We start from the raw sequence: 22,141 nt of genomic DNA on the forward strand, positions 1-22,141 counted from the left end.
CGGGGGCGGGTGCGCGCCGTTGCTTCGAGCGCTCGCGTCGGGCCAACGCGTGAGCGGGCGAGCGCCTCGGAGGTGGTTGCTCGTGCGTGATCGGACACGCCGCGCGTCGGCGATCGCGTTCGTCGCGCTGCTGCTCGTGTCGACGGTCGCGGTCGGCATCCCGCTGGCGAGCATGAACGCGGCGGCGGCTCCGTCAGGCATGGTCGCGCTCGACGGTTCGTCGATCACCGAGGAGGTACCGAGTGGCGAGTCGATCCCGGCGAACGCCTCGGAGTTCGAGGGGCGGATCTACTCGACCGAGCACGCGGAGTCGATGTCGCTGACGCTCACAACCGGCGGACACGCTGACGAGGTGATGAACTCCGACGCGGTCCGCCTTGACGGCGAGGGCATGGTGCTGGTGCTCGCCGACGACGAGAACCACGGCGCTCGCGAGGTCGCGATCGAGGCGACGGTGCTCTCGAACTCGCTGGGGTACGTGCCGAAGTGGGCCGTCGGAACACACGAAGACGGCTCGACGTGGAAGCGGCCGGTCACGTACGAGGACGGTTACGTGCGGTTCGAGGTACCGCACTTCTCCTCGAACGCGGTGAGCTTCGAGTCGGAGGTCGAGATCACGGCGGACGCTGCAGTGAACGCGTCGGCGTTCGAGTACGATATCGCCGACGGCGGGCTCGACGCGGCCTCGAAGCCGACGGCGAACTGGACAGGCGTCACGAACACCGAGTGGGACAACGAGTCGGCGTCGGCAGTGGCGAACGGCGGCTCGGTGAGCGTGCCGGTCGCGGGCAACCTCGCGCCGACGGACGAAACGGTGACGTTCGGCGGCACGGAGACACTATTCGCCGAGACGCGCTCGGGGACGAGCGTCACTGAGGGCGACACGGCGACGATCTCGGTGAACGGCGACGCGGCACCGCGGAACGGCGAGGTGACGTTCTACGGGAGCGGCTCGTCGAACTCACGGACGGTGTCGGTGACAGGTGCAAGCGACGGATCCACCAAAGCGTATGATGTCGGTGGTAATCTCGCGCCGACGGGCGAGTCGGTGACGTTCACCGGCGAGACACAAACGACCAACGGCGATCAGTCATGGTCTGGCGTCTCACTCGGTAACTCGGTATCTCTCTCGAATCCCGGCAATATCGAGCCGGCAGGACCGGGCAGTAACAACAATCCGACGGTAACGGTCACGCCTCAAGCAAGTAGCAAGCAAAACCCGAACGGCGGTCAGACGGCCTATACCGTCCCAACTATCGCGGATGGAACGAGCGCTCAGGTGGTCGTGAAGGAGACCGGCGGGACCGTCACACAAGTCGAGTTCTACATCAATTCCTTGTCCGGAAACCCGACGGCGGACATCTACATCAATGGGAACGGGCTGGACCAGTCACTTCAGGACGGCACACAAGTCCGTGATAGCTATGCGATCTCGTCGGGTTGGAACACCCTATCGATCTCGTCGGTCGACACCGGGACGGGGCCGGTGACGATCGAGTTCGTCGACGACGGCGCGAACGGCGGAGATAGCGCCTCACTCGGTGGTGACTCAGGTGGCTCTGGATACGTCGAGTATAATGACGGTTCGTGGACGGATTCCGGACGGATTCCGGCGGTATCAGCGACCTACAAACTCGCAGAGAGTGTCTCGGTCGATGGCGTATCCTACGGGACCGTCACCTCCTCGGAAACGCAAACAATCGATATAACGGCGAGTCAGGAGTCGCTCTCGACTTCGGGCTCCGGAACTGTCGATATATCGATCGACAAGACCGATCGAACGGCGACGGAGGATCCGAGTGTGGACCTCGACGACGACGGCACCGCCGAGGCCTCCGTCTCGGGTATCCTTACCGACGGCGAGACAGCGACCGTCTCCTCTTTCGACGTGTCGACGGGCTCACAGACGACGACGACCAACACCAACGCCGGATCTACCGTCAGCTGGGACTTCGACTTCACCGAGGAGTCGGGAGTCAAGGATCCGACCGTCGACATCGACGACGACGGCCAGATCGACGCGAGCTACTCGGGCGTGCTTCGCGACGGCGAGACCGCGACGGAACCGGTGTCGCTGTCGACCGGGTCGAAGACGCTCGACTTCGGCGGCAGTGGCTCGACGTACGACTGGGAGCTGGCGTACGACCGGGTCGAGCACACGGAGAACCCGAGCGTCGACGTGGACAACGACGGCACTGCAGAGGCGACGTACACGGGCACGCTCGGGCCGTCGGAGTCGGTGACGAAGGCGGTCAACCTCTCGACTTCGACCTCGTCGGTGGACGTGTCGACGAGCTCGTCGACGACCGTCGACGTGACCGTGTCGTTCAAAGAGCGGACCGGGACCGACGGCGCCGTGCTCGTCGTGAACGGCAACGAGACACTCCCGACCGGCACGCTGGCGGACGGCGAGCAGGCGAACGCGACGCTGTCGACGGACGTGCTCCGCGAGGGCTCGAACGACGTGCGGGTCGAACTCGCGGATGGGTTCCTGTCGACGGATGCGCCGGAAATGCAGGTCGGACTCGTCTACTCGCATGACACGCTCGACCGCAAGACGGTGGTGTACTCGGCGGAAAAGTGGTCGGAGCGATACAACGTGAGTAAGACGTTCGCCTCCGAGCGCGCCGAGGCGTCGATGAACATCACGTTCGAGCAGAACGTCGTCGAGATCCGGACTGTCGAGTACCGCGTGAACGAGTCGGGCTCGTGGACGGCGCTCGGGCCGGACTACTACACGCTCGACGGGAACGATATCAGCGTCGACCTCGACGACGCCTACGGCGGAGAGATCCCCGCGAACACGACGATCGAGGTGCGCACGAACGGCTCGCGAGTACAGACGAATGGGATGCAGATCTCGGTCACCGAGGCGACGACGACGGGCGACACTCTCGACTCGGAGATCTCGGTCGACACGGTGACGACGGGCGAACCGTCGTGGATCGGCGTCGGGCCGACCTCGGACGGCTCGCGTGTCCACTACAGCTACGACGAGAGCTACGGCTCGGCGTCGGACTACACGGTGATCGAGGCGAACGGCGACCAACAACTGCACCTGCCGAACGCGGAACCGGGCGACACGCTTCGGGTGACGCACCTGCCGGTGTCGGCGTCGCCGGCGAAGGGCGACGTGAAGCTGACCGTCGAGGACAGCGGCGGCGACCCGGAAATCGGCGTGTATCCCGGCCCGGACGGTGAGGGCGACGCCGTCGAGTTCGGCTACTACGACACCACAGACGGCACGAAGTACCTGCTGTACTCCGAGACGAGCGGGATCGTCCGAGACTCGGCGACGGCGAACTCGCCGGTGTTCCTCACCGACGACGACTCGAAAGAACTGCTCGTGATCCGGACGGAGAACACGAGCACGTCGAGCACCGACGACTCGTCGAGTGACTCAGGGCCGTTCGTGCCGGCCGGACAGTTCGGCGAGGAGTCCAACGGAGGCGTCTCGCTGGGGATGCTGGCACTGATCGGCGTCCCGCTGCTGGGGCTCGCCGGCGCGGTGGTCGTGTACCGGCGGCGCGGTGGCGACACGACGGAGGATGCGTCGACGCCGGTTCGCGTGGCCTCGACGGTCGGGCGCGCGGTCTCGACGGGCGTGCGGACGCTCTCGGGAGAACCGCGCGTGGTCGCCGCGCTGTCGGTCTTGGGCGGCATCGCGCTCGTGCTGACGGGTGCGGTGTCGCTCCCGCCGGGGACGGGCCTACTGCTCGTGATCGCCGGCCTGCCGCTGGTGACGTTCCTCGTACTGCGGCGTCTCGACTCGTGGTCGCCGCTCGTGTTCGGGACAGTCTCGACGGTCGCGGTCGTGCTCGGGCTGCAGCTGCTCGGCGCCGACCCGGTCGGACAGGTTCTCGACGCACTCGGGCCGGGCGTGCTCATCCTCGCGCTCGGGCTGTTGGTGCTGGCGTACCAGGGGATTCAGGCGGCGCGGGCGCCGGAGGAGGTGAACGAGATCAACATCGGGGACGGCGACGCATGAGCCTCCTCGAACCCCTGCTCCGGTTCCTCGGCGTGCCGGGGACGATCGTCACCGCGGCGGTGATCGCGTTCTCGGCGTATCACGCGAAGCACCTGCTCGACGTGTTCACCCGCGTCGGTGTGTGGGTCAGGATCGGCGGGGCGGCGGTCGTGCTCTTGGTGATCTTCGCCGTGCTCGTGCCGGGGTTCACGCTCTCGCTCGACGTAGGGCGGTTGCTCGGGTTCGGTGGCGACCTCGTCGACGGCGTGCTCGATCTGGCGCGGCTGGTGCCGTGGGGTGAGTTAGTGTGAACGAACTCCTCGTCGCGTCCGTAGTAGTGTTCCTGGCACTCGGCGTGTTCGAGGAGTACCGCGACCAATTACCGACGCGCGTCCGAGTAGCGCTTGGCGACCTCGACCTCGACGACCCGCGGACGGTCGAGGAGATCCGTGAAGCGTACCTCCGTGACCACATCGGCGACCGGGAGTTCGAGCGGCGGCTCGGCGTCGCGATCGACGAGGACGCCGCGCAGCTGCGACGGGTCGCGGAGAGCGTCTCGGGGATCGGCCCGGATACGTCGTGGTCGCTCGTCGCGCAGGGCTACCGGAGCGAGCGACAGGTACGCGACGCGAGCGTCGACCAACTCGCTGACGATGTACCGAACGTCGGCGAGCAGCGTGCCGGGCAACTTCTGCGGACTGTCGACGAATAGGACACCGCCGGCGGTACGGAAGCGGGGCGGGAGGGCGCCGGGTCAGGCGCCCGTAATGCGGGGGGCGGCCGAACGCGCCGAAGGCGCGTGAGGTACTTTCGGAGTGTGGATTCTTATCCACACGCCTAACGGAGAACGGTAGCCCCCGGGCGCGGTTTCGACGGGATCTCGCCGCGGCGCTGTCGGTCACCAGCGCGGAATCCTCGAGGAACACAAGCGAACTTTAGCGTAACGTATTTGAATACAAACGGACTTTCGCAAGAAGAGACGAACGCGAGTGTTGCCACTCGAAACCCGCCGCTGTCAGCCGGGTTTGAAGTAGTCCCACCCGGTCGGCAGCAGGTCGAGCAGCGTCTCGTCGGCGTACGTCACCTCCTCACCGTTCCGCAGGCGCCCGCGAACGCGGAACGTCCGCGAGAACAACCCGAGCGTGTCGCCGCCCTGGTCGTTCCGGAAGGCGATCGCGCCCTCGCGGATCAGCCGCCGCAGCTCCGACCGGTCGGCACACTCCCACCCGAGGACGATCTCGTCTTTCTCGCCGTCCGCACGGACCTCCTCAACCCAGTTGTCGCGCCAGCGGAGCCACGCGGAGCCCTCGCCGGGCGTCGCGGCGACGTTCTCGGCGCGCACGAGGTTGTCGGCGGCGCCTTCGAGATCGTGCTCGACGACGGCGTCGACGGCATCCAGCCGCTTCACGACCTGTTGGGCGAGATACTGCGAGCGCAGCTGCACGTCGGCGTAGCTCGTCTGTACCAACTCACCGAGCTGGCGGAGCGCACGCCGGACGGTCGAGACGGCCTTCCCGATCTCGTCGGCGATGTCCGCTGGTGAGAGTTGCCCGCCGTCGGTGACGAGCGTCCGGAGCGTGTCGACGTGCGTGTCGTTCAGGTTCCCGAGGAAGGCCCACCGCTCGACGGCGTTCTTCTGCTCGCTCTCGATCCGCGGCGTTGGGTCGTCGACGAGCTTGCGGAACCGCGAGGCGCCGACGGGCTCGAAGTAGTCGTCGGCGACGTACGGCCCCTCCGTGGGCCGCAGCGGGATGTCCGCCCACTGCAGCACGTTCAGCAGCGTCTCGTCGAGCTCGCGTTCGAGCGAGTCGAGATCCTCCCAGTACACGGTGTCAGCCATGACCGAGTGCTGTAGCGAGACACCGACTTTCGGATGCTGCAGGGCGCCGGTGGCCGCGTCGGGGTTCCGCCCGTAGTAGTGCTTGATCTCTTTCGCGAGATCGTGCCCGCCGACGAGGTGGCCGGCACGCATCGACCCGATCGTCGCCGTGTGGTACGAGCCGGCCCGCTCGCGATCGTCGCGGACGGACTTCGCGTACCCCTCGCGGTCACCCGCCAGCAGCATACTGACGCGGTGGATCGGGCCGTCGATCGCGATCAGCTTCCCCGTCTCGCCGTCCTCGGCGCGGATGTACAGCTCGGCGTCGATGATGTTCGAGGAGCCGTGGATCTTCTCCCGGTCGAACGACTCGGGATCCACGTACGTCGGGCCGTTCCACTTGACGCCCTGCTGCTCTTTGATCGCCTCGATCGCTCGCCGCAGCAGGTCCGGGTAGCGACTGAACTCGATGTTCGTGCCGTCGAACTCTGCGTCGAACCCGAGCAGGTCGGTGGGGTTGATCGAGACAGTGTCACCGGCATTCGTCTCGGCATCCTGGTCGGGCCACCGCGGCCGGAGTCGGAAGTACGCCCGCGCCCGGCCGTCGTCTTTCGCGTCGCTGTAGGAGTCGTACGCGGCGGGGAACACGTAGACGCGAGGCTCTTTCACCGTGTCGAGCCGCCAGTCGATGTCGGCGGCGACGTGCTCGTCGGGCGGGTTGATGTTCGAGTCGGAGTACCGCAGCGCGACGGCCCACTCCTCGACGACCTCGTCGCCGTCAAGATCGTCGTCGGCCTGCCGCTCTGCGACGCGCCGGGTGTCGGCTGGCAGCTCGTCGGCCGTGACCTCGAAGCCGCTGAATAGTTCACCGTCGTGTTCCTTCCGGGCGGAGTCGAGCGCGTAGTACCAGTTGAACGGTTTGCGCCGCTCGCTCGTGTCGTACTTGACGTACGCGCCGAACTCGTGGTACCACGGCTGCACGGCGCGCCGCTGCGCGAACGGATCGAGGTCGCCCTCGACGCCCTGCTCGCCGTCCGGTGTGGATCGCTGGCGCTGGCGCCGCTTGTACCAAGCGCGGAACGGCTGACAGTCGTAGTAGTGATCGTCGGGGTTTGCTCCGGACGCGGCGGTGTGTGGCTCGTGGCAGAACCGGCAGGTTGCGACGGGCCGCTGTGCGCACGACTCGCCGTGTGTTCGCGCCTGCTCGTTCGTCTTGTGGTGACTCCGACAGTGCCGACAGACAGCGACGAAGCCCTCCCGCTGTGGGCCGCTCTCGCGGTTGTCACGGGCGTCCGGCCCGTCGGTGTCCTCGGCGTCGCGGGGCTGGCTCGCGTCCGTCTCGGCTGACAGGAGCGCGTCGAGGTGCTCGTCGGCGTCGTCGCGGATCTCCTCGTCGTCCGCGTCGGGGCCGATCACTCGCCGTCACCTCGCCGGTCACGAGCAGCCTCTCTGTGGCGCTCGTTCCAATCGAGGAACTCGGCGAACTGCCGCTCCTCAACCCGTGTCGGCCGACGGAGGAACGCGCTGCACTCGCGGCAGTGACCGATGAACTCACCCGCCGCGGCGTCGATGTGGTGCTCGGTCCCGCAGTTCTCGCACGCGATCCGCGGAACTCTGTGGGGACCGAGACGGCGACGGCGCGTCGACGGTGTCTCGATCACGCCTCGTCACCACCGAGCAGGTCGTCGCAGTTCGAGCAGGTGAACACGCCCGGCGAAATCTCACGGACGTTCCGACGCTTCCCGCAACCGCGGCAGATGTCGGAGCGAGGGTAGGCGGCGCTCACGCGGCCTCACCCCGGAACCGCGAGAAGTGCTCGCTGCGAGTCCACGGAACGACGCGCGCATCACCGCCGCCGTAGGCCCACACCGTCGCCCCGAGCAGGTGCAACCGACTGATCGCTGTCACTGCTGTCCACCTCTGACGAGGCGCTGCTGCTCGGCGGTCGCGGCGGCGACGCGGTCGTCGAGCCACGACATCTGCTCGCCGATCCCGGCGAGATCGAGCTGCTCGAACGGGAACGCGACGGACGGCCCGATCCCAGCGTGGAAGGTCTCGCGATCCCGGAGCGGGTCGACGTACGAGCGCCCGGCGAGCACGACGATCTCGTCGCCGGGCTCGGTGACGCCGAGCCACTCGATCAATTCCATCCCGACGCGGTGCGCCAACTCGTCGAGCGCGTCGCCGTCGAGGTCGTCGATGTGGGTCTCGTAGGGATCGAGTTCGGCGTCGGGCTTGACGAGTCCGTGTTCTGCCGAGAGGATCGCCCACTCGTCACCGACGGTCTCGGCGTACTCGCGCTTCTTCGCGAAGTACGTCGACGTGTACAGGTCGCGGGCCGCGGAGCGCTCGTCGCGCTTCGCGGCGCCGCAGCCGACGAGGACGTACTTAGTCATCCGACGGCACCTCCTGCTCGCCGAACGTCGCCAGCGACGGCGTGTCGCCGGTGAGCGCCTCGTTCACGAGCGCGCGAGCGAGATTGACCGGGACGGCGTTCCCGATCTGCGCGGTTCGCGACGCCTTCGTGTCGCCAACGAACTCGTAGTCGTCGGGGAAGCCCTGCGCGGCAGCGAGTTCCCGCGGTTGTAGCATCCGATAGCGGAGCCCGAGCCCGAGCGGCGAGAGATCCGGAACGCACAGCGCGTGCCGATCCTTCGTCGTGACCGTCGGGAGCGGCTCGTCGACCGACGCCACGTCGGAGTTGCCGTAGTATTCGACGAAGAACGGCGAGACGAGGTGCCCGTCGTGGTTGCTCGCCGTCACCGTGTGCAGCGGGCGGTCGTCAGCGACGTAGGTCGCGTTCGTGTGCAGGCCACCGCGCGGCAGGTTCCGCGGCTTCACGAACGGCTGCGCCTCGATGAAGTGGATCGCGCCTTTCGTGGCGATCGTCGGCACCGGCTCGCGGTCGGCGTCGAGCGCCCGAGCCTTCGACTGCTGCCCCATCACCATGCGCGTGCCGCCGTCGGCGGCGGTCCCGGTCGACGAAACGAGGAACGGTTCGTCGCGATCGGCGAGCGCGTCGTCAAGATCGTCGACAGGAACGATATCGTCCTGCAGCCGCTCGATGTCGGCCGGCCCGAGGTCGGCGACAACATCGGCGTACTCGGCCACCTCGTCGCTGCAGTGATCGCGAAGTCCCTGCGCGATCCGCTGCATGGTGTTGTTCGAGAGCGGCCGCGAGCGGGTCCAGATCGACGACCCGCGGTCGGTCCAGTCGATGATCTCCGCAGCGGGCCGCCACGGAGCGCGGTCGTCGTCGGGAGCCGGAGCGCGAGCGTGAGTCGGCTCAGGGTGGGTGGCTCGGTGGCCGCGGCGCGCGACGACGAACAACCGCCGGCGTGAGGTCGCGTCACCATAGTCGGCCGCGTTCAGCACGTCGTGGCTGACCGAGTAGCCGAGCGAGTGGATCACGTTGACCCACGCCTCGAACGTCTCGCCGTTGCGCGTCGGCTGTCCGTCGTCGTCGATCGGTCCCCAGCTCCGGAGTTCGGGGACGTTCTCGACGAGGACGGCGTCGGGCTGCGTCTTCTGGATCCAGTCGACGACGTGCCACGGCGACGCGCGGCGCTGCTCGGAGACGGGTTTGCCCCCACGAGCACCGGAGAAGTGCGTACATTCGGGACCGGCGACGAGCAGGTCCACGTCGTCGTCGCCGACGACCCGCGGCGGGTGGAGTTCCTCGACCTTCGCGTTGTGATGCTCCGCCCACGGGTGATTCTCCCGGTGCGTCGCGATCGCGTCGTCGTCGTGGTTGACCGCGATCAGCCGAACGTCGTAGCCGAGATCTTCGCATTCGAGCGCGAGCCCGTGAGAGAACCCACCGGCGCCGCAGAACAGGTCGATCGCGGTGAGGCGCGCGTCGGTCACCGCTGCTCACCTCCGTCGGTCTCGACGCGATCGGCGCCGTCGACGACCTCGCGCCACCCCTCGACTTCGTCTGCAGGGTCGTAGACGCGAGCGACGACGACCGTCTCGATTGACCCGTCGTCGCTCACGTCGATCCGTTCGAGCGTGTTCTCGCCGGTGTGGTCGTAGGAGTGCGAGAACTGCGTGCCGCAGCCGCGACAGACGAGCACGTCGTCGCGTTCGTAGTACAGATCGCCGTCGCAGTCGGGATCGGTGCAGCCGCGGAACGCGCCGTCGGAGTAGTTCTCCGCGTCGGCGACGGTGACGAGCGGGACGTTCACCGTCCGTCACCTCCGTCAGTCCGCGCGGCACCGACGCGCGCGCCCTGGTTGAACGACGACTCGTCGTCGGGGTCGACGTGTGTGTCGACGACTTTCCCGGCCGCGGAGCCGCGGCTGATGCGCGGCATCGAGTCGCAGGCGGGACAGCGGTGAACGTCGTTCTGCTCGTCGCCGAAGACGGCGGCGAACCGGTCAGTGACGTGCGCCCCGCAGTGGAGGCAACCGGACTCGTCCGACCCGAGGCGCATCATGGGCGACACACCCCGTCGTCGAGCGCCGGGCACTGCTGCTGTAACGCGCTGATCGGCTCCCCACAGAAGTCGCAGATCGGGGCCGGGAGGCTCTCGGTGTCGAGCCTGAGAGCCTTAGACATAAAGGCCACCCCCGAAATCGAAGGACAGCGCCGCTTCTGGGGGGTTATTTAGCGATGGACTCGGTGGGATTTGAACCCACGGCCTTTCCCCTGCCAAGGGAACGATCTACCACTGATCTACGAGCCCTCGCTGCACTTTGCAGTATCGCGGTTCGGTAGTTAAGGGCTTCGACTGCGCCCGTCCGCGAGACGGATCACCACGGTCGAGGCGCGGATGGAAAGCCATTAGACGCACGGCCGAGACCGTCTGGATGGGAACAGCACGGCCGCAACTCTGACTCGCCCGCGGTGGGCTTGGGATTGCGGATGTGCCCCCGTCGGACTGCCCGCTCGCGCCGATGGCGCGCTCGGGAGCGACAGCCGGCGGTGGCTCGCTTTTGCGGCCGACGTTCCAATTTCAGACAATGGCACGAATGCACACCCGCCGTCGAGGGTCGTCCGGTTCGGACAACCCCGCGGCAGACGAACCCCCGGAGTGGAGCGACGTCGACGCCGACGACATCGAAGCGCGCGTCGTCGAACTCGCCGAACAGGGCCACGACCCCAGCGTCATCGGCCTGAAACTGCGCGACGAAGGCGTGAAGGGCACGCCCGTCCCGAACGTGAAGCTCGCGACCGGCAAGAAGGTCACCGAGATTCTCGACGAGCACGACGCGGGTACCGACCTGCCCGAGGACCTCCGCAACCTGATGGTCCGCGCCGTCCGGCTGCGCGAGCACATGGAGGAGAATCAGCAGGACGCGCAGAATAAGCGCGCGCTCCAGAACACCGAGTCGAAGATCCGCCGGCTGGCCGACTACTACCGCGGCGACAAACTCGACGAGGACTTCCGGTACAGCTACGACGTCGCCGTCGACCTCCTCGAGGACGACGCGTAACGACCGCTTCGATCCCACTCACGAGACCCACGAATGTCCACCGCCGCCGACCCGCCGACAGAGGCCGACCCCGAACGGGTAGCCTCGGCGCTGTCGGCGGCCGAGTTCGTTCGCATTCACCCGCGGCCCACCGGCGATGCGGTCGCCGCCGCCGGGGTGCTCGCCCGCGCGCTCGACACGCGCGGCGTTCCGTTCCAGGTTCGCGCCACCCGAGCGGAGGCGGTCCCCGACGGCGACGGGACCGCGCTCGCGTTGGGGTGGACCGCGCCGAACGCCACCGGAATCGCGCCCGAGGCCCGACCGGTCTCGGCCGTCGCGGCCGCGGTCGTCGACGCCTTCGGCGCCGAGCCGGACCCGCTCGTCGGGCTCGCCGGCGTCGTCGCCGCCGGGACCGTCCCGGGCGACGGCGGCAGCGGGAGCCTGCTGGAGGAGGCCCAGCGCCGTGGAGTCGTCAATCGCCGGCCGGGCGTCGCGGTCCCTACTGCGGACCTCGCTGACGGGCTCGCGCACTCGACGCTGTTCTGGGCGCCGTACTCCGGCGATCCGGACGCCACGGGCACACTGCTCGCCGATCTCGGTGTCGACACCGCCGTCGGTGAGACAGCCGAAGCCGAGCGCGCTGGCGTCGACGAGGACGCTCACCGACGCCTGGCCTCGGCGGTCGCGCTTGATTCGACAGCGGACGCGCCCGACAGGGCCGTCTCGGCCGTCGAGCGGGCGCTGCGGCCATACGAGACGCCGACCGGTCCGTTCGCGACCCTCGGCGGACACGCTGACGTCCTCTCCGCGCTCGCTCGCGAACGCCCGGGGCTCGGCGTGGCGCTGGCGTTGGGCGCGGACGTGGCCGACGCGGCGCTGTCGACGTGGCGCGGTCACGCCGAACGCGTTCACGAAGCGCTCGGAGACCCGACGACGGGGCGGTACGACGGCGCGTTCGTCGCCCGCGTGGAGGCGTCGCCGGCCGCCGCGCCGGCGCTCGTCACCGCCGCGCGACTCGTCCGCGACTTCGCCTCGCCAGAATCCGTCGCGCTCGTCGTCTCAGACGACGCGGCGGCGGCCGCCGGCGACGGCGCGGTCAACGTGACCGCTGCGTTGCGCGCAGGCGTCGAGGCGACGGCTACCGACGGAACGGACGCCGCAGCCGGGGACACTGCGGAGTCGTCGGACGACTCCGTTGACGTCTTCGGCGACGACCGCGTCGGCGAGGCGCGGTTCGCCGGCGGCGACGTCCAGGCGTTCATCGGCGCGTTCAGGGAGGCCCTGCGATGACGGGACCCGCTGGCGACGCGACCGGCGACCTCGCGCGCACCGCGACCGTGAAGACGACGCACGCCGACGCCGACGCCGCAGCGACGATCGCTGCGGCCATCTCGCCGGACAACACCGACGACATCCGAACGGAGGCGGACGAAGCGACGGTCGTTACCCGCGTCAGGCGGGAGACGACCGGCGGCTTCCTCGCCTCGGTGGACGACTATCTCGTGAACCTCGACGTGGCCGACGACGTGGTCTCGGCGGGGAGGGGGCCGGACAGCGACGCAGACGACACCACCGGCGCGGACGAGGTCCGCGACGCGAACGACGCGGACGGACTCCGCGACGCAGACGACACGCGCGGCACCGCAGGCACTGCTGAGACCGCAGCCGCTGCAGACGCCGCAGACACCGCAGACACACACGACACATGAGCGAACGATCAGTCTCACGACAACGACAGGGGAAACGCTGGTACACCGTCCTCGCGCCCGAACAGTTCGACCGAGCCGAGCTCGGCGACACGATGGCCGAGGAGCCCGAACAGGTCGTCGGCCGCACGGTCGAGACCACGCTCGGCGAGATCACCGGTGACCAAGGACAGGACAACGTCAAGCTGACGTTCAAGATCACGGACGTCGGGTCCGACGCGGCCTACACCGAGTTCGTCCAGCACGAGCTCACGCGGGACTACCTCCGCTCGATGGTGCGCCGCGGCGCCTCAAAGGTCGACCTGCACATCACCGTGCGCACGACCGACGACTACCGCGTCCGCGTCAGCCCGGTCGCGTTCACGACGAAGAAGGCCGACCGCTCGCAGGAGCAGGCCATCCGCCAGATCATGATCGACCTGGTCGAGCAGGCCGCCGAGGACCGCTCGTTCTCGGAGCTCATCGACTCCGTCGTCGAAGGTCGCCTCTCGTCGGCGATCTACGGCGAGGCGAAGACGGTGTATCCGCTTCGCCGCGTCGAGGTCCAGAAGCTCTCGCTCGAGGCCCGACCCGAGGAGATCGCCGCCGAGGAGGAGGCAGCCGTCGACGTGGACGACGACGACGTCGCAGTCGACGAGTAACGACCGGTCGACTGACTCGACCACCCGACGTTCTTTCGACCGATCACCACCGACAGCGGCGCGCCGGTGGTCCACAGCAAGGCATAACCCGACCACAGCGGCGCATCGCCAGCCTCCCTCGACGCGTCAGTTGATTCACAGCGTCACGCGACGGGTGATGAGCGCCACGCCCGTCGACCCGCACTCGGGGCACTCGTCGACGACGGCACCGACCGAGACCGTCACGCGCTCGCCACAGTCGCGACAGCGGTAGACGTCCGCCCGTTCGGGCGCGATCAGGGACGCGACGCGGTCGACGAGACGCATCGACATATCCATGGTACAGATTGGCACGAAACGGTAAACGCCTTGTGTCGGGCGAGCAGGGAACTCGGCTCTTAGCCCTCGACGCGGACGACGCCGACCATGCCAGCCTGTTCGTGGGGGATACAGTAGTACGTGTAGTCGCCGGCGACCTCGAACGTGTGCTCGAAGCGCTCGTTCGCGGAGAGTGCGCCCTCGTTCCCGTCCCAGGCATCGACCGCGGCCGCCTCGGTGTCGTAGCCGCCGGTGGCGAAGTAGTCGGCCTCCTCGGGGATCTGGTCCGCGTACGCCGTCACCGAGTGGGCGCGCGTCGAGGTGTTTTCCCAGACCACTGTGTCGCCGACGGACACCGTGATCTCGTACGGGCGAAACGCCTCCGCGGTCATGCCGACGTCGTAGTCGTCACCTGCGGATCCCGGGAGTACGGCCGCACAGCCGGTCAGCGACAGGGACGCGGCAGTTCCCGCGGTCGCGAGGAAGCGGCGTCGGTCCATGGGCGGAGGGTGGGCCCGGATCGATTTATGGGGATTGGTTCGACCGTCGAATCGGATGGAAAGCCATACGGCGAGCGGTGCCGTCGCCCCGGATATGACCGACCGGCCGCGCTTCCTCTCCCGACTCGGGATGGCGGACGCCGTGACCGCCGGGAACGCCGCTCTCGGGACGCTCGCCGCGGCCGCGGTGGCGTTCGATCCGACGCTCGCGGCGCGGCTGGTCTTGCTCGGGGCGGTCGCCGACGGACTCGACGGGGTGCTCGCGCGCCGCTACGGCGGCACCCCGGTGGGGCCACACCTCGACTCGCTGGCGGACGTGGCGTCCTTCGGCGTCGCGCCCGCGCTCATCGTCGCGGCGACGGTGACCGGGGCGTACCCGTTCGCCTCGTCGCCCGTGCTGTTCGCCGCCGGGTTGCTCGTTCCCGCCGTCTACGTCGCGCTCGCGGTGATCCGCCTGGCGGTCTACACCGTCGAAGACGAGGGGACGAAGACCACCCACGGCGTCCAAACCACGCTCGCGGCGACCGTGATCGCCGCCTCGGTCCTCGCGGGACTCGACTCGCCGGCGGTGGTGCTCGGGCTGGCGGCCCTCTCGGCGCCGCTGATGGTGACGGCGATCCGCTATCCCGACCTGCATCCGCAGGACGCGCTCGTGATGGGCGTCGTACAGGCGTTCGCGATAGTCCTCGGCGGAATGGCCGGCGAGTCGTTCGCGTTCGCGCTGCTGTTTCTCGCGCTCGGCTACCTCGTGCTCGGGCCGCGCTTCTACTGGCGGGACGCGGGCGAAGGCGACGAGGAGCCGTCGGAGCCGACTCCCTGCGGCGAGGACCGCGAACTCGGCGCGTGAGAGCCGGCGGTCATGACTTGGCCGGGACCCCCCGAGACGCACTGAGAGCCGTTGCGAGCGAGCGGCGCGTTCCGGGAACGGTTTACCCGGGGCCACCAAGACACAGCTATGGAGCCGAGACAGGTCGCCGACCTCTCGCCCGACGAGCGGCGGGCGTTCTTCGAGCGCGACGCTGGCGTCGACGCGGTGCGTGGTGACGTGCGCGACATCGTCGAACGCGTTCGCGACGAGGGAGACGCCGCCGTCCGGGAGTTCTCTCGCGAGTTCGACGGCGTCGAGGTGGCGAACATCGACATCACCGACGAGGCCGAACGCGCGGTCGACGTCGTCGACGACGACGTGCTCGCGGCGATCCGCGAGTCGATCGCGAACGTCCGGGAGTTCCACGAGGCGCAACTCCCGGAAGACTGGACCCGGGAGTTCGACGACGGTCGCGAACTGGGGAAGCGGTATCGGCCCCTCGACCGAGTCGGAGTGTACGTCCCGGGCGGAACCGCCGCGTACCCCTCGTCGGCGATTATGGGCGTGGTGCCGGCCGAGGTGGCGGGCGTCGAACACGTCGCCGTCGTGACGCCCCCCGCCGACGAGATCAACCCCGCAACGCTGGCGGCGATCCACGAGGCCGGGGCCGACGCCGTCTACAGCGTGGGCGGCGCGCAAGGGATCGCCGCGCTTGCGTACGGCACCGAGACGGTGACGCGCGTCCGGAAGATCGTCGGGCCTGGCAACAAGTGGGTCACCGCCGCGAAGGCTGAGGTCCGCGGCGACGCGGAGATCGACTTCCTCGCCGGCCCCTCGGAGGTGCTCGTGGTGGCCGACGAGACGGCCGATCCCGCGTCAGTCGCCGCCGACCTGATCGCGCAGGCCGAGCACGACCCGAACGCTTCGGTCGTGGCGGTGACGGACGACAGGGACACGGCGGAAGCGGTCTGCGACGAGATCAGCGCCCGAGCGCCCGAGCGCGAGCGGACCGAGACCATCGAAGCCGCGCTCGACAACGACGCATCCGGCGTGCTGGTCGCGCGGTCGATGCCCGAGGCGGTGCTGTTCGCCGAGGAGTACGCGGCCGAACACCTCTCGATCCAGGCCGACGACGACGAGGCGCTGCTCGACCGGATCTCGAACGTCGGATCGGCGTTCCTCGGGCGGTTCACGCCGGTTGCCGCCGGGGACTACGCCTCCGGTACGAACCACGTCCTCCCGACGAACGGCGGCGCGAAGGCGTTCGGCGGGCTCTCGACGGACGCGTTCCTCCGGTCGTCGACCGTCCAACGGCTTTCCCACGCGGGCCTGCGCGACCTCGCCGACACCGTGACGACGCTCGCCGAAGCAGAGGGGCTGGAGGCGCACGCGGCGAGCGTGCTGACGCGCTTCGAGGACGAGTCGTAGCGTCGACACGGCGGGCGGTGGCGCGACCGGGCGGTGGCGAATGCGATCCGCGAGTGACGGCCTGCTCCGGACGGCCGTCTGAATCGGCGTCAAGGTTTTACCCGAGTACCCGGATCCACTACACATGAGTACTGACGCGTCCGGAGGAAGCGAGCTCGACGCCGCTGTTACGGTCACGCCGGCGGCGGCCGAGGAGGCCGTCTCGCTCATGGAGGGTGAGGGCATGGACGTGGACATCGGCGGGCTCCGGCTGTTCGTCCAACAAGGCGGTTGTGCGGGCCTCTCGTACGGGATGCGGTTCGACACCGAACCCGAGGAGGACGACAGGGTCACCGAACAGCACGGGCTGCGCGTGTTCGTCGACCCGGCGTCGATGAACTACATCGGCGGATCGACGCTCGATTACGAGTCCGGGTTGCAGGCGGCGGGCTTCAACGTCGAGAACCCGAACATCGAGGCCGAATGCGGCTGCGGCGAGTCGTTCCGTACCTGATCGGCGGCGTCACGGTCACATCCCTGCGGCGCATCGGTCCCCGTTATTGTGGGTTACCGCACGCGGGTCGGCTCGACCCAGACTGTTTAACAGCGAGCGTCGCCTCCGTCGAATATGAATCTCGACGTCGTCGAAACGGCCGCCGGCGAGCTGTACGTCGACCCGGCAGGCGGAGAGCGCGGGTCGAAGGCGCCGTTCTATCACGTGTACGCCGACGAGGCCGGTGAGACCAGGTGGGGCTACTTCTGTGGGAACTGTGAGACGGTGAACAACGCGATGGACTCGATGGGTCGCATCGAGTGCAACGAGTGCGGGAACATCCGCAAACCAGACGAGTGGGACGCCGCACACGAGTAGCGTCGTCGAGCGACCGTCGGGAGCGAGACGACGGCAGGCGGCGGAGCAGTCTCGTACCGCTCCGCCCAGAAAGAAAGCGTCGTCGAGCGACCGTCGGGAGCGAGACGACGGCAGGCGGCGGAGCAGTCTCGTACCGCTCCGCCCGGAAGGAGAGCGCGGTCGAGCGGATCGACCGGGGGAGAGCGGACGCCCCTGAAGCGGCGGTCGCCGGCTCCCTGCCGCGGCTACTAAGTCCCGTCCGGTCGCAGCCCGGGGCATGTCGACCGATCTCCTCCTGCAGTCGCCCGGCGGACTCGTCGCCGAAGCGCTGAACCGCTTCGTGACCGATATCACCGAGGCCCTCCCGGACATCATCGCCGGGCTCGTCTTCTTGATCCTCGCCGCCGTCGGCGTGAAGCTGATCATGACGGTCGTGCGCGCGGCGTTGCGGCGGACGGTCCCGGGTGAGTCGCCGGTGTACCGGCAGTTCGTCGCGACGATCGTCGCCGTGTTCCTGTGGTTCGGAATCGGGCTGTCGTTCCTGTCGATCGTGGGCCTCGACGGCATCGCCACGTCGCTGGGGACCGCCGCGGGCTTTCTCGCGCTCGGCGTCTCGTACGCCACCTCGAATATGATCGCCGACGCGGTCGCCGGCGTGTACCTCCTTCGCGACCGCGACTTCAACCCCGGGGACACGGTCGATATCGGCGGCACGACCGGCGTCGTGCAGTCGATCGAACTGCGCAAGACCCGCCTCACGGTCGACGACGACACCGTCGTGCGCGGTAACGCCGAAATCGAAAAGAAGTGGACGAAAAAGGACGACGCGACGGACAACGACGGTCCCGACGGTGCCGACGCGGCCGCCGACAGTGCCACATAGTACCGTGTCACGCATTCTGCCGCGGGTTTAAATCCGATGGGGCGGTACTGGGTAGTGAGTAGTAATGTTCGTCGGACACGCGCTCGTGGCGTTCGCCATCGTCGCGCTCGTCGCTCGCCGGAGCGGCCTCGCACCCGAGCGGGCGCTCACGGCCGGCGTCGTCGCGGGGGCGTTCGCCGCTGCGCCCGACGTCGACATCGGCTACGCGCTCGTCGGCGTCGCAGCCGGCGTGAGCGGGGGCGCCGGGGCGCTCGGGCTCGCCGAGTCGTTCTGGTCGACCGGTAACGTCGTCCACCGCGCCGTCACTCACTCGCTGGTGACGGCGCCCGTCGTGGCGGGTGTCGCGGCGGCGTGGGTGTACGGGCGGACGGACGCGCGAGCCATCTCGTTGGCGCTGGCGGCTGGACTCGTCGCGGTCGTCGCGACCGTCGGCGGGGCCCTCTCGGCGGTCGTGACGCTGGCGTTCGTCGCGACTGCGCTCGCGCTGGCTGCGGTCGTTCGCCGACGAACCGATCTGACGCCGCGCGCGACGTTCACGCTCGCGCTCGCCGGGCTCGTCTCACACCCGTTCGGGGACGTGCTTACCGGGGAGCCGCCGGCGCTGCTGTACCCCCTCGGCACCGAGGTGCTCTCCGCCCGCGTCGCGCTGTCGGCCGATCCGACGCTACACCTACTGGGAGCGTTCGCGGTCGAGCTCGCGACGATCTGGGCGGCAGCAATCGTGTGGATCCGACTGCGTGCGGAGCGCGACGGACGCCTCGTCGGCACGGATCAAACCGGACGCGTCGGTCCACGACTCCGCGACCGGCTCGATCCGCGCGCGCTCGCCGGCGCGGGCTATGCCGCGAGTGCGTTCGTCATCCCCGCGCCGACGCTGGACCTCTCGTATCCGTTCGTGTTCTCGGTGCTTGCTGTTGGCGCGGTCGCGGTCGTCCCGATTCGAATACGGCGACGGGGCAGCTGGCGCGAGCGCGGCCGGACGCCCCTGGCTCCCGAACTCGCGGCGCCGGGCGTCGAGCGCACGCTCGTCACCGCGTTGACCGCGGTGTCGCTCGCGGCCGGTGCGTACCTGCTCGCGTACCTCGCGGGAGTCGCCTGAGGCGGTCTCTCCACTCGCGAGCGGCCGGCGGGCGAGAGGGGACCGTTTTTACTCGTCCCCGTCGCATGTCCGACTCGATGACAGAGTCCAGCCTTCGCGCCGTCGTCAGCCAGCGCCGGCCGAACGCGATCTTGGGATGGACGATCCTCGCGTTCGTCACCGCGGTCGCACTGGGCGAACTGATCGGTGGTGAGCGAGTGTGGGGGGCTTTCGTTCTGGTGGTCGTCGCCATCGCGGTTGTCCCACCCGGGGCGTTTCGTGACGCGACGGCGATGCTTCCGTGGGAAGTGATCGCGCTGGCGTCGCTGCCCGCGGTCGCTCGCGCGTTCATCGCCGGCCAGACAGTCGGCGGAGTGACGTTCTCCGGACGGGTGACGACGTACCTCGCGGTGGCGACCGTCGCGCTGATCGTCGCCGTCGAGATGGACGTGTTCACGCCGGTCCGCATGAGCCACTCCTTCGCCGTCTTCTTCGTCACGGTGGCGACGATGGCCGCTGCGGGAGTGTGGGCCGTTGCCCGGTACGCCGCCGACACGCTCCTCGGAACGGGGTACCTGTTGGACGGTCGCTCGGAGCACGTCGTCGAGACCGCCCTGATGTGGGACTTCGTCGCCGCGACGATCGCGGGCGTGCTCGCGGGCCTGCTGTTCGAGTACTACTTCCGGCGTCGCGCCCGGGGTCGTCGTCGTGTCGACGTGGAGGTGTCGGGAGCGTGAGGATCCGCGACAAACTCGGCGTGTCCGCCCGCCGACAGCGGCAGATCACGAGAGCGATGCAGACGCTGCTCCTCGTGTTTCTCGGGATCGGCATCGAACGCGGGTCGACTGGCGTCGTCGTCAACGGGGTCGTCGCGCTCGCGGTGACGTTCCTCCCGGCGGCGCTGGAACGGGAGTACGACTTACCGATGGACGCCGGGCTGACGCTGTGGATCACGTCTGCGGTGTTCCTCCACGCGCTCGGGGTTGCCGGCGTTCCCGGGGTGACGGGGAACCTCTATGCGGACGGGAGCCCGATCCCCTTCTGGGACCACATCACCCACGCGCTGTCGGCCTCGGTCGTCGCGGCCGTCGGCTACACCGTCGCCCGCGCGATCGACGAGCACTCGGAGGCGGTGTATCTCCCGCCCCGGTTCATGTTCGTGTTCATCCTGCTGTTCGTCGCCGCGTTCGGCGTGTTCTGGGAGGTGCTGGAGTTCGGGATCACCGAGATCGCCGCCGTGCTCGGGACCGGAACCGTGCTCACGCAGTACGGACTCGAGGACACTATCCTGGACCTGGTGTTCGACCTCGTCGGCGGGGTGATCGTCGCCGTCTGGGGCACCGCCCACCTCACAGACGTCGCGGGTGCCGTCACCGAACGGCTACAGGGGCGGCGCGGGACGCAGTGAGCGGACGCGAGGTGCACGCGGCGCGGTGAGAGGCGGGATCGCGGGTACTTTTTTCACCTCACGCGGCGAGCGATCGTGTGAGATGGTCTTCAAGAAGATCACGCTGGTCGGTCGGAGCACAGAGAGTTTTGACGCGGCGACGGACGACGCCATCGACCGCGCAGAGGAGACGCTCGACGAGGTGCACTGGGTCGAGGTGACCGAGTTCGGCGTCGAGGTCGCCTCCGTAGAGGGACGAGAGTACCAGGCGGAAGTCGAGGTCGCGTTCGAACTGCAGGGCTGAGGAGCCGACGCGGCTCAGCGTTCCGTGGGTCCCCCGCCGCCGTCGACCGCGTCGGCGTCGGACGCGCGGTGAGAGTCGTGAGTCGCACGCTCGTGTGAGACAGACGCCTCGTCGCGCATCGTCATCTGGGCGACGCCGCTGGTGTCGTCGAACACGAGGTGGCTGTGGGGGTAGGCGAACTCCACGTCGATGGAGTCGTCGTCTTCGAGGATGTCCCAGACGGCGGTCTGCACCTGCGAGCGGACGGTCAGCGGCTTGTACGGGTTCTTGGCCCAGTAGCGAAGGGTGAGCTCGACGCCGTGGTCCCCGAAGCTGTCGATGTAACAGGTGGGCCGTGCGGGGTACCGCGCGACGCCGATCCGGATGTCGGGCCCGCCTTCGATCACCGTCTCACAGGAGGCGGCCGCGCGTTCGATCAGCGATTGGGCGCGTTCGACGTCCGACTCGTAGGTGATGAGGACTGGCAGCGAGAGGCGCGTGCGCTCGTCCTCCGCAGAGAGGTTCGTGACTCGGTGATCGCGGATGTAGGAGTTCGGGATCACCTCGAAGGTGTTGTCGACGGTGAACACCTTCGTGTACCGGAGGGTGACGTCGTCGACGAAGCCCCGGGTCCCGTCGGGGAGCTCGACCATGTCCCCGATCTCGAACGGCTGGTCCGCCAGCACGAACACGCCGCTGATGATCGACCCCACGATCGGCGCGAGGACGACACCGACCACCGCCGAGAACACCGTCACCGAGAGGACGATGTTCCCCAGTTCCACGCCGGCGGCGCTGAGACCGGCGGCGCCGAACAGCAGGATGACCAGCAGTCGGACTCCCCTGAGTACGACGTGGGCGACCGACTCGCGGGCGAACCGGCGGGCGACAGGTCGCCCGAGCAGGCGGAGCGCGTACGTGGAGATGACCGTGCCGAGCGCGAGAAACAGGATGACGACGGCGATGGCGACTCCGGGAACGGCGAGCGCCGACTGATAGGCGTCAGCTATCCCGTCCAACAGGTTCGCGACGGCCGTCGCGAGTGGCGCCGCGCTCGCGAACGCCGCGGTCGTTCCCGGGTACATACCGCGGGCGTCG

Annotated in this window: 27 protein-coding genes and 1 tRNA gene; 16 read left to right on the forward strand and 12 right to left on the reverse strand. The window is 68.6% G+C overall.

The window, feature by feature from the left end:
- Positions 1 to 82 precede the first annotated feature (82 nt).
- Genes P0Y41_RS01645 through P0Y41_RS01655 form a run of 3 tightly spaced genes read left to right on the forward strand, consistent with a single transcriptional unit; the run spans position 83 to position 4,679 of the window.
- Positions 83 to 3,988 (forward strand): RHS repeat domain-containing protein, encoded by a 3,906-nt coding sequence (locus tag P0Y41_RS01645; protein ID WP_284062277.1) that lies wholly within the window; start codon positions 83 to 85, stop codon positions 3,986 to 3,988.
- A complete protein-coding gene (locus P0Y41_RS01650; RefSeq protein WP_284062278.1) occupies positions 3,985 to 4,278 on the forward strand; it encodes a hypothetical protein in 294 nt (97 codons plus the stop codon). The genes P0Y41_RS01645 and P0Y41_RS01650 overlap by 4 nt, the downstream gene beginning before the upstream one ends.
- Positions 4,275 to 4,679, forward strand: coding sequence for a helix-hairpin-helix domain-containing protein (locus tag P0Y41_RS01655; protein ID WP_284062279.1), 405 nt, complete (start codon positions 4,275 to 4,277; stop codon positions 4,677 to 4,679). The genes P0Y41_RS01650 and P0Y41_RS01655 overlap by 4 nt, the downstream gene beginning before the upstream one ends.
- Before the next feature lie 303 nt (positions 4,680 to 4,982).
- Here the strand turns inward: P0Y41_RS01655 and P0Y41_RS01660 are convergent, their stop codons facing one another.
- The 9 genes from P0Y41_RS01660 to P0Y41_RS01700 form a co-directional block, all read right to left on the reverse strand.
- Positions 4,983 to 7,202 carry a DUF7845 domain-containing protein gene (locus tag P0Y41_RS01660; protein WP_284062280.1) on the reverse strand — a complete coding sequence of 740 codons (2,220 nt, stop codon included), beginning with the start codon at positions 7,200 to 7,202 and terminating at the stop codon, positions 4,983 to 4,985.
- Complete coding sequence (locus P0Y41_RS01665; RefSeq protein WP_284062281.1) at positions 7,199 to 7,447, reverse strand: hypothetical protein; 249 nt, start codon at positions 7,445 to 7,447, stop codon at positions 7,199 to 7,201. The genes P0Y41_RS01660 and P0Y41_RS01665 overlap by 4 nt, the downstream gene beginning before the upstream one ends.
- Positions 7,444 to 7,572: a hypothetical protein gene (locus P0Y41_RS01670; RefSeq protein WP_284062282.1), complete on the reverse strand. Its 129-nt coding sequence runs from the start codon at positions 7,570 to 7,572 to the stop codon at positions 7,444 to 7,446. The genes P0Y41_RS01665 and P0Y41_RS01670 overlap by 4 nt, the downstream gene beginning before the upstream one ends.
- The gene (locus P0Y41_RS01675; protein WP_284062283.1) at positions 7,569 to 7,694 is read right to left on the reverse strand and encodes a hypothetical protein; all 126 of its coding nucleotides are present in this window, start codon (positions 7,692 to 7,694) and stop codon (positions 7,569 to 7,571) included. Before P0Y41_RS01675 ends, P0Y41_RS01670 begins: the two co-directional genes overlap by 4 nt.
- Entirely contained in the window at positions 7,691 to 8,182 is a 492-nt protein-coding gene (locus tag P0Y41_RS01680; protein WP_284062284.1) for a DUF6884 domain-containing protein, read from the reverse strand. Before P0Y41_RS01680 ends, P0Y41_RS01675 begins: the two co-directional genes overlap by 4 nt.
- Positions 8,175 to 9,653 carry a DNA cytosine methyltransferase gene (locus P0Y41_RS01685; RefSeq protein WP_284062285.1) on the reverse strand — a complete coding sequence of 493 codons (1,479 nt, stop codon included), beginning with the start codon at positions 9,651 to 9,653 and terminating at the stop codon, positions 8,175 to 8,177. The genes P0Y41_RS01680 and P0Y41_RS01685 overlap by 8 nt, the downstream gene beginning before the upstream one ends.
- Positions 9,650 to 9,973 carry a hypothetical protein gene (locus tag P0Y41_RS01690; protein ID WP_284062286.1) on the reverse strand — a complete coding sequence of 108 codons (324 nt, stop codon included), beginning with the start codon at positions 9,971 to 9,973 and terminating at the stop codon, positions 9,650 to 9,652. The genes P0Y41_RS01685 and P0Y41_RS01690 overlap by 4 nt, the downstream gene beginning before the upstream one ends.
- Positions 9,970 to 10,224: a DUF7563 family protein gene (locus tag P0Y41_RS01695; RefSeq protein WP_284062287.1), complete on the reverse strand. Its 255-nt coding sequence runs from the start codon at positions 10,222 to 10,224 to the stop codon at positions 9,970 to 9,972. The genes P0Y41_RS01690 and P0Y41_RS01695 overlap by 4 nt, the downstream gene beginning before the upstream one ends.
- A 177-nt stretch (positions 10,225 to 10,401) precedes the next feature.
- A tRNA-Ala gene (locus tag P0Y41_RS01700) sits at positions 10,402 to 10,473 on the reverse strand.
- A 277-nt stretch (positions 10,474 to 10,750) separates the two neighbouring features.
- Between P0Y41_RS01700 and P0Y41_RS01705 the strand changes: the two genes are divergently transcribed.
- From P0Y41_RS01705 to P0Y41_RS01720, 4 genes are read left to right on the forward strand one after another with little or no spacing between them, the layout of a single operon-like run.
- Positions 10,751 to 11,224 carry a 30S ribosomal protein S15 gene (locus P0Y41_RS01705; protein ID WP_284062288.1) on the forward strand — a complete coding sequence of 158 codons (474 nt, stop codon included), beginning with the start codon at positions 10,751 to 10,753 and terminating at the stop codon, positions 11,222 to 11,224.
- Positions 11,225 to 11,257: 33 nt separating this feature from the next.
- Positions 11,258 to 12,493 (forward strand): exonuclease RecJ, encoded by a 1,236-nt coding sequence (locus P0Y41_RS01710; RefSeq protein WP_284062289.1) that lies wholly within the window; start codon positions 11,258 to 11,260, stop codon positions 12,491 to 12,493.
- A complete protein-coding gene (locus P0Y41_RS01715) occupies positions 12,490 to 12,912 on the forward strand; it encodes a KEOPS complex subunit Pcc1 (RefSeq protein WP_284062290.1) in 423 nt (140 codons plus the stop codon). The genes P0Y41_RS01710 and P0Y41_RS01715 overlap by 4 nt, the downstream gene beginning before the upstream one ends.
- Positions 12,909 to 13,550 (forward strand): 30S ribosomal protein S3ae, encoded by a 642-nt coding sequence (locus P0Y41_RS01720; protein ID WP_222607541.1) that lies wholly within the window; start codon positions 12,909 to 12,911, stop codon positions 13,548 to 13,550. Before P0Y41_RS01715 ends, P0Y41_RS01720 begins: the two co-directional genes overlap by 4 nt.
- 135 nt (positions 13,551 to 13,685) lie before the next feature.
- Here the strand turns inward: P0Y41_RS01720 and P0Y41_RS01725 are convergent, their stop codons facing one another.
- Together P0Y41_RS01725 and P0Y41_RS01730 are read right to left on the reverse strand one after the other, a co-directional pair.
- Positions 13,686 to 13,862, reverse strand: coding sequence for a hypothetical protein (locus P0Y41_RS01725; protein WP_284062291.1), 177 nt, complete (start codon positions 13,860 to 13,862; stop codon positions 13,686 to 13,688).
- Between the two features lie 65 nt (positions 13,863 to 13,927).
- On the reverse strand, positions 13,928 to 14,347 hold the full coding sequence (locus P0Y41_RS01730) for a cupredoxin domain-containing protein (protein WP_284062292.1): 420 nt from the start codon (positions 14,345 to 14,347) through the stop codon (positions 13,928 to 13,930).
- Between the two features lie 94 nt (positions 14,348 to 14,441).
- On the opposite strand from P0Y41_RS01730, the gene P0Y41_RS01735 reads away from it, so the two are divergent.
- The 9 genes from P0Y41_RS01735 to P0Y41_RS01775 all read left to right on the forward strand — a co-directional run bounded on the left by P0Y41_RS01735 (position 14,442) and on the right by P0Y41_RS01775 (position 21,064).
- Positions 14,442 to 15,194 carry a protein sorting system archaetidylserine synthase gene (locus tag P0Y41_RS01735; protein ID WP_284062293.1) on the forward strand — a complete coding sequence of 251 codons (753 nt, stop codon included), beginning with the start codon at positions 14,442 to 14,444 and terminating at the stop codon, positions 15,192 to 15,194.
- Positions 15,195 to 15,302: 108 nt separating this feature from the next.
- Positions 15,303 to 16,583 carry a histidinol dehydrogenase gene (hisD, locus tag P0Y41_RS01740; RefSeq protein WP_284062294.1) on the forward strand — a complete coding sequence of 427 codons (1,281 nt, stop codon included), beginning with the start codon at positions 15,303 to 15,305 and terminating at the stop codon, positions 16,581 to 16,583.
- Positions 16,584 to 16,707: 124 nt separating this feature from the next.
- Positions 16,708 to 17,076, forward strand: coding sequence for a HesB/IscA family protein (locus P0Y41_RS01745; protein ID WP_284062295.1), 369 nt, complete (start codon positions 16,708 to 16,710; stop codon positions 17,074 to 17,076).
- A 114-nt stretch (positions 17,077 to 17,190) separates the two neighbouring features.
- Complete coding sequence (locus P0Y41_RS01750; RefSeq protein ID WP_284062296.1) at positions 17,191 to 17,433, forward strand: DUF5816 domain-containing protein; 243 nt, start codon at positions 17,191 to 17,193, stop codon at positions 17,431 to 17,433.
- 256 nt (positions 17,434 to 17,689) lie between these two features.
- A complete protein-coding gene (locus tag P0Y41_RS01755; protein WP_284062297.1) occupies positions 17,690 to 18,295 on the forward strand; it encodes a mechanosensitive ion channel domain-containing protein in 606 nt (201 codons plus the stop codon).
- A 64-nt stretch (positions 18,296 to 18,359) separates the two neighbouring features.
- Complete coding sequence (locus P0Y41_RS01760; RefSeq protein ID WP_284062298.1) at positions 18,360 to 19,394, forward strand: metal-dependent hydrolase; 1,035 nt, start codon at positions 18,360 to 18,362, stop codon at positions 19,392 to 19,394.
- A 77-nt stretch (positions 19,395 to 19,471) separates the two neighbouring features.
- Complete coding sequence (locus P0Y41_RS01765; RefSeq protein ID WP_390214651.1) at positions 19,472 to 20,110, forward strand: hypothetical protein; 639 nt, start codon at positions 19,472 to 19,474, stop codon at positions 20,108 to 20,110.
- Entirely contained in the window at positions 20,107 to 20,781 is a 675-nt protein-coding gene (locus tag P0Y41_RS01770) for a DUF2238 domain-containing protein (protein ID WP_284062300.1), read from the forward strand. The genes P0Y41_RS01765 and P0Y41_RS01770 overlap by 4 nt, the downstream gene beginning before the upstream one ends.
- A gap of 82 nt (positions 20,782 to 20,863) precedes the next feature.
- Positions 20,864 to 21,064: a dodecin gene (locus P0Y41_RS01775; protein ID WP_284062301.1), complete on the forward strand. Its 201-nt coding sequence runs from the start codon at positions 20,864 to 20,866 to the stop codon at positions 21,062 to 21,064.
- A 14-nt stretch (positions 21,065 to 21,078) separates the two neighbouring features.
- On the opposite strand, the gene P0Y41_RS01780 is transcribed toward P0Y41_RS01775, so the two are convergent.
- Positions 21,079 to 22,128, reverse strand: a complete 1,050-nt coding sequence (locus P0Y41_RS01780; RefSeq protein WP_284062302.1) for a mechanosensitive ion channel family protein — start codon at positions 22,126 to 22,128, stop codon at positions 21,079 to 21,081.
- Between the last annotated feature and the right edge of the window lie 13 nt (positions 22,129 to 22,141).

This window comes from Halobaculum halobium (genome assembly GCF_030127145.1).
In the GTDB taxonomy this organism is placed as follows: Archaea; Halobacteriota; Halobacteria; order Halobacteriales; family Haloferacaceae; genus Halobaculum; species Halobaculum halobium.

Bases quoted from the DNA above. Each gene is read 5' to 3' on its own strand.
- P0Y41_RS01710 (WP_284062289.1), top strand. From the start codon at position 11,258: ATGTCCACCGCCGCCGACCCGCCGACAGAGGCCGACCCCGAACGGGTA.
- P0Y41_RS01720 (WP_222607541.1), top strand. From the start codon at position 12,909: ATGAGCGAACGATCAGTCTCACGACAACGACAGGGGAAACGCTGGTAC.
- P0Y41_RS01755 (WP_284062297.1), top strand. From the start codon at position 17,690: ATGTCGACCGATCTCCTCCTGCAGTCGCCCGGCGGACTCGTCGCCGAA.
- P0Y41_RS01715 (WP_284062290.1), top strand. From the start codon at position 12,490: ATGACGGGACCCGCTGGCGACGCGACCGGCGACCTCGCGCGCACCGCG.
- P0Y41_RS01760 (WP_284062298.1), top strand. From the start codon at position 18,360: ATGTTCGTCGGACACGCGCTCGTGGCGTTCGCCATCGTCGCGCTCGTC.
- P0Y41_RS01705 (WP_284062288.1), top strand. From the start codon at position 10,751: ATGGCACGAATGCACACCCGCCGTCGAGGGTCGTCCGGTTCGGACAAC.
- P0Y41_RS01735 (WP_284062293.1), top strand. From the start codon at position 14,442: ATGACCGACCGGCCGCGCTTCCTCTCCCGACTCGGGATGGCGGACGCC.
- P0Y41_RS01695 (WP_284062287.1), bottom strand. From the start codon at position 10,224: ATGATGCGCCTCGGGTCGGACGAGTCCGGTTGCCTCCACTGCGGGGCG.
- P0Y41_RS01775 (WP_284062301.1), top strand. From the start codon at position 20,864: ATGGTCTTCAAGAAGATCACGCTGGTCGGTCGGAGCACAGAGAGTTTT.
- P0Y41_RS01750 (WP_284062296.1), top strand. From the start codon at position 17,191: ATGAATCTCGACGTCGTCGAAACGGCCGCCGGCGAGCTGTACGTCGAC.
- P0Y41_RS01725 (WP_284062291.1), bottom strand. From the start codon at position 13,862: ATGTCGATGCGTCTCGTCGACCGCGTCGCGTCCCTGATCGCGCCCGAA.
- P0Y41_RS01780 (WP_284062302.1), bottom strand. From the start codon at position 22,128: ATGTACCCGGGAACGACCGCGGCGTTCGCGAGCGCGGCGCCACTCGCG.
- P0Y41_RS01680 (WP_284062284.1), bottom strand. From the start codon at position 8,182: ATGACTAAGTACGTCCTCGTCGGCTGCGGCGCCGCGAAGCGCGACGAG.
- P0Y41_RS01745 (WP_284062295.1), top strand. From the start codon at position 16,708: ATGAGTACTGACGCGTCCGGAGGAAGCGAGCTCGACGCCGCTGTTACG.
- P0Y41_RS01730 (WP_284062292.1), bottom strand. From the start codon at position 14,347: ATGGACCGACGCCGCTTCCTCGCGACCGCGGGAACTGCCGCGTCCCTG.
- hisD (WP_284062294.1), top strand. From the start codon at position 15,303: ATGGAGCCGAGACAGGTCGCCGACCTCTCGCCCGACGAGCGGCGGGCG.
- P0Y41_RS01650 (WP_284062278.1), top strand. From the start codon at position 3,985: ATGAGCCTCCTCGAACCCCTGCTCCGGTTCCTCGGCGTGCCGGGGACG.
- P0Y41_RS01765 (WP_390214651.1), top strand. From the start codon at position 19,472: ATGACAGAGTCCAGCCTTCGCGCCGTCGTCAGCCAGCGCCGGCCGAAC.